This window comes from Variovorax sp. 01T439_2 (assembly GCF_056398445.1).
On sequence record NZ_JBFTPJ010000391.1, the window covers coordinates 1 to 5,105 of the forward strand.

The following is a 5,105-nucleotide window of genomic DNA, read 5'->3' on the forward strand; positions in this document are numbered from 1 at the left end:
CTCGCTGCCCTGGTCCAGGCTCGCCGCGAGGCGCAGCACCTCGTCCTCGCTGAAGCCGGGCAGCGCCACCGCGCGTTCGAAGCTCGGCTTGCCTTCGGTCAGCGTGCCGGTCTTGTCGACGATGAGCGCGTCGACCTTGCGGAAATTCTCTATGGCGGCGGCATCGCGGAACAGCACACCCTGCGTGGCCGCCTTGCCGGTGGCCACCATGATCGACATCGGCGTGGCCAGGCCGAGCGCGCAGGGGCAGGCAATGATGAGCACCGCCACCGCATTGATGAGCCCGTGCGTCCAGCTCGGCGCCGGCCCGAAGAAGCCCCACGCAAAGAAGGTCAGCACCGCGATGCCGATCACGGCCATCACGAAGTAGCCGGCCACGTGGTCGGCCATGCGCTGCATCGGCGCGCGGGAGCGCTGGGCCTGCACCACCATCTGCACGATGCTCGCGAGCACGGTCTGCGAGCCGACCTTTTCCGACTGCATCACCAGCGCGCCGCTCGTATTGAGCGTGGCGCCGATGAGCTTGTCGCCGGCCCGCTTGGTCACGGGCAGCGGCTCGCCGGTGAGCATCGATTCGTCGACCGCGCTCGCGCCCTCGACCACCACGCCGTCCACCGGCACCTTCTCGCCGGGCCGCACGCGCAGCTTGTCGCCCACGTGCACGTGCGCGATCGGCACGTCTTCTTCAGCGCCATCGGCGCCGATGCGCCGCGCCGTCTTGGGCGCAAGGCCGAGCAGCGACTTGATCGCCGCCGAGGTCTGCGAGCGCGCTTTGAGCTCGAGGATCTGCCCGAGCAGCGTGAGCGAGATGATCACCGCGGCCGCCTCGAAGTACACCGCCACGCGGCCCATCGACAGGAACGAATCGGGAAACACGCGCGGCGCCGCCGTGGCCACCACGCTGTAGGCGAAGGCGGCCGCGGTGCCCAGGCCGATGAGCGTCCACATGTTGGGGCTGCGGTTGGCGACCGATTGCACGGCGCGCCGGAAGAAGGGCCAGCCTGCCCACAGCACGATGGGCAGCGAAAGAACCAGCTCGATCCAGCTCTGCGTGGCCATCTCGAACCACTGCAGCCGGTGCCCCGCCATGGCGAGCACGGCCACCGCGAGCGTGAGTGGCAGCGTCCACAGGAAGCGGCGCTTGAAGTCGCGCAGCTCGGGGTCTTCGCCCTCGTCGAGCGTCGGCATCTCGGGCTCCAGCGTCATGCCGCACTTGGGGCAGTGGCCCGGATGGTCCTGCCGGATCTCCGGATGCATCGGGCAGGTGTAGATGGTGCCGGCGGGCGCAGGCGCAGGCGTGTGTGCATGCGGCGCGTGGTGGCCTTCGTGATGCGGGTGCTGCGGCGCTCCGGAATGCGCGTGGTTCATCGGGTGCTCCAACGAGAAAACAGGAAGATGCTGCTGCGCACCACGCGCAGCGCATCGCCAGTTTCCAGGCTGACACCATGTCAAGGTCAAGGCCGGCGCGCTGGCCGGCCCCGGGGCTTTCTCAGACCGCGGAGGTGGCGGCTGCAGGCGCGCTGCGGCCCGCACCGGGCGGCGCCGTGACGATCGACCTGAGCGCAGGTTCGGCCGCGCGCAGCGACGCGATGTCGGGCCGCGGGCGGCGCAATTGCGCGTCGGCCGCGAAGGCCTTTTCCATGGCGTGCGCCGCGCCCAGCACCTGGTGGTCGGCCCTGAACGCGCCCACGATCTGCAGCCCGAAAGGCATGCCCGCATGGTCGAGGCCGCAGGGCAGCGCCAGCGCCGGATGCGTCGTCAGCGTGACCACGTAGGTCAGCGCGAGCCAGCGGTAGTAGTTGGCCTGCTTCTCGCCGTTGATGGTGTCGGCATAGAGCTGCGTCCACGGAAAGGGCGACACCGGCGTGGTGGGCGAAAGGATCAGGTCGTAGTCGGCGAAGGCGGCCTGGAAGCGCTTGATGAGCCGGGTCTGCTCGGCCTGGGCCCAGGCGCTGTCGAGCAGGCTCATCTGCGCGCCCATCTCGTAGTTGGCACGGGAGTTGGGGCCCAGGCTGGCGGGGTCGCGCTGGTAGGCGGCATGCATGCCGGCCACGAAGGCCTCGGCGCGCAGCACGTCGAAGCAGCGGTGCGCTTCGCCGAGGTCGAGTTCGATCTTGTCGCAGCGCTTGAAGAGGTGCTGCATCGCGCCGATCTTGCTGCGCATGGTGGCGCGGATGCCGTCGTCCACCGCGCAGGTGCCGAAGTCTTCGGTCCACGCCACGCGCAGGTTGCTGAGGTCGATGCCGGCCGGCTTCAGGAAGCCGAGCGGATCGAGCGGATAGCTCAGCGGATCGCCCGCGTGCATGCCGGCGGACGCGGCCATCTGCAGGCAGGCATCTTCCACCGTGCGGCCCATCGGGCCCACGACCGAGATCGGCGTCCAGCCCAGCAGCTTGCGCACGCTCGGCACGATGCCCGGCGAAGGCCGGAAGCCCACCACGCCGCACTTGGCGGCCGGAATGCGCAGCGAGCCGCCGGTGTCGGAGCCGGTGCACACGGGCAGCATGTCGCAGGCCAGCGCGGCGGCCGAGCCGCCGGAGGAACCGCCGGCATTGAGGTTCGGGTTGAAGGGGTTGCCGGTGGCGCCCCACACCTCGTTGCGCGAGTTGGYACCGGCGCCCATTTCGGGAACGTTGGTCTTGCCCGCGACGATGGCGCCGGCCCTGCGAAGGCGGGCCACCAGCTCGATGTCCTCCTGCGGCACGTGGTCGCGGAAGATCGCGGAGCCCCAGGTGGTGAGCAGGCCTTCGGTCGGCTCCAGGTCCTTCACGCCGAGCGGCAGGCCGTGCAGCAGCCCCAGCGCATCGCCGCGCATCACGGCGCTCTCGGCCGCCCGGGCCTCGGCCCGCGCGCGCTCGAAGCAGGTGGCGGTCACGGCGTTGATGAAGGGGTTCACGCGCTCGATGCGCGCGATGCAGGCCTCGAGCAGCTCGACGGGCGAGACCGCCTTGCTGCCGATGAGCCGGCGCAGTTCGACGGCGGAGTGTTCGATCAATTCGCTGTGGGTGCTCATGTCGCTTGGGGGGCGTTCATTTAATCTGCTGTGATGTTGGCGCGGGCGGCAATCGCGCGCATCAGCGGCAATTCCTTGTTGATCAGCTCGCTCACGGCGGCGGAATTGGCATAGCCCGGCTCCAGGCCCTGCGCACTGAGCTTGGCGCGCGTGTCGGGATCGGCCATGGTCGCGGCCAGCGCCTTCTCGAGCTTGGCCTTCACCTCGGGCGGCAGGCCCTTCGGCGCCACCAGCACCAGCCAGGTGTCGGTGTTGACTTCGGGGTAGCCGCTCTCGGCCATGGTGGGCACGTCGGGCAGCAGCGTCGAGCGCTTGGCCGTGGTCACGGCAATGGCCTTGATCTTGCCGCTCTTGAGCTGGGGAATGGCCGCGCTCACGGTGTCGATGCTGAACGGAACCTGCCCGCCCATGAGGTCGGTCATGGCCGGCGCGCTGCCCTTGTAGGGCACGTGCGTCATCTTGAGGCCGGCGGCATGCAGGATGGTCTCGCCGGCAAACTGCGAGGTGGTGCCGGTGCCGAAGGACGCGTACGAGTACTTTCCGGGCGAGGCCTTCACGTAGTCGACGAACTGCTTGACCGTTTGCACCGGCACTTCGCTGTTCGCCAGCAGGATGAGGCCCACGCGCCCGGCCAGGCCGATCGGCTCGAAGCCCTTGACCGGGTCGTAGGGCAGGTTGGGGCGGATCGCGGGGTTCACCGTGAAGGTGGTGCCCGAGCTGATCAGCAGCGTGTAGCCGTCGGGCGCCGCCTTGGAAACGTAGCTCGCGCCAATCACCGTGCCGGCGCCGCCGCGGTTCTCGATGACCACGGGCTGGCCGAGCTCCTTGCCCAGGCGCTGCGCGATCACGCGGCCGTTCACGTCGGTGGCGCCGCCGGGCGGAAAGGGAATCACGAGCGTGACCGGGCGCGACGGAAACCCGGTGTCGGCGGCCAGCGCGGCGAAGGGCGCGAGGCCGAGGCAGGACAGCAGCAGCACCATGCAGGCCAGTGCGGGGAGGCGTTTCATGAAGGACTCCTGGAGGAACGACAGAGCGGGGATGCAGGCTCATCCTAGGAGCCGCAACGCGCTGCCACAAGCGCAATGTTTAGAATTGTGGATTGCCGATTCGGCAATCGACAAACGCGCGTCGCCACGCGGCCACAAGGAAGAAACATGTCGCTTCACACGCTGCAGGAAACCGCGGTCCGCTACTTCCTGGAGGTGGTCAGGACCGGGTCGGTGAAGGAGGCGGCGCTCAAGCTCAACGTGGCGCCTTCCGCCGTGAGCCGGCAGGTGGCGCGCCTGGAGCGCGAGCTCGACACGCTGCTGTTCGACCGGCATGCGCGCGGCATGGTGCCCAATGCGGCCGGCGAGCTGCTGGCTGCGCATGCCAAGCGGGTGCAGCAGGACATCGAGCGCGTGGCTGGCGAGATCCAGGGCCTGCGCGGCCTGCGCAGCGGGCGCGTGCGCGTGGCAAGCACCGAGGGCTTCGCGTTCGACTTTCTTCCCACGCTGATCTCGCGCTTTCGCGCGAAGCATGAAGGCATCCGCTTTCACCTGGAGGTCTGCCCGCCCCACGAGATTCCCGGCCGCATCCGCGACGGCGAAGCGGACGTGGGCATCACGCTGAGTGCGGTGCCCGAGCCCGGCATCCGGATCGAGCTGCGCCACCCGAGCCCGATCCTCGCCGTGATGGCGAGCGACCATCCGCTGGCGGGGCAGCGGCAGCTCTCGCTGCGCCAGGTGGCGGCCTATCCGCTGGGCCTGCCGCCGCGGGACAGCTCGATCCGGCAGCTGCTGGACATCAGCTGCAGCCGGCAGGGGCTGCAGTACGTGCAGGCCATGTCGAGCAACCATGCGAATGCGCTGGTGAGCTTTGCGGCGGCGGGCGGCGGCACCATCGCCTTCTATGGCGAGCTGTCGATCCGCACGCAGCTCAAGTCGAAGGCGCTGGTGGCCATTCCGCTGAAGGACCGCGAGATGAACGAGCGCCACCTCGAAGTCGAGACGCTCGCGGGCCGTTCATTGCCCGATGCAGGCAAGGCTTTCGTGCGGTTTTTGACGGATGCCATCAAGGCCTCGGCCTGAGGGCATCCGCGCGTGCGCTACAC

Annotated in this window: 4 protein-coding genes; 1 reads left to right on the forward strand and 3 read right to left on the reverse strand. The window is 69.2% G+C overall.

What is annotated here, in order from left to right:
* The 3 genes from AC1DOC_RS18450 to AC1DOC_RS18460 all read right to left on the reverse strand — a co-directional run.
* Window positions 1–1,368, reverse strand: a 1,368-nt coding sequence (locus tag AC1DOC_RS18450; protein WP_478130234.1) for an HAD-IC family P-type ATPase, incomplete at its 3' end; no start/stop codon positions are given.
* Window positions 1,369–1,489: 121 nt separating this feature from the next.
* Window positions 1,490–3,013 carry an amidase gene (locus AC1DOC_RS18455; RefSeq protein ID WP_478130235.1) on the reverse strand — a complete coding sequence of 508 codons (1,524 nt, stop codon included), beginning with the start codon at window positions 3,011–3,013 and terminating at the stop codon, window positions 1,490–1,492.
* Between the two features lie 20 nt (window positions 3,014–3,033).
* Window positions 3,034–4,020, reverse strand: a complete 987-nt coding sequence (locus AC1DOC_RS18460; RefSeq protein WP_018903800.1) for a Bug family tripartite tricarboxylate transporter substrate binding protein — start codon at window positions 4,018–4,020, stop codon at window positions 3,034–3,036.
* Window positions 4,021–4,167: 147 nt separating this feature from the next.
* Between AC1DOC_RS18460 and AC1DOC_RS18465 the strand changes: the two genes are divergently transcribed.
* Window positions 4,168–5,082, forward strand: coding sequence for a LysR family transcriptional regulator (locus tag AC1DOC_RS18465; RefSeq protein WP_018903799.1), 915 nt, complete (start codon window positions 4,168–4,170; stop codon window positions 5,080–5,082).
* The last annotated feature ends 23 nt before the right edge of the window (window positions 5,083–5,105 follow it).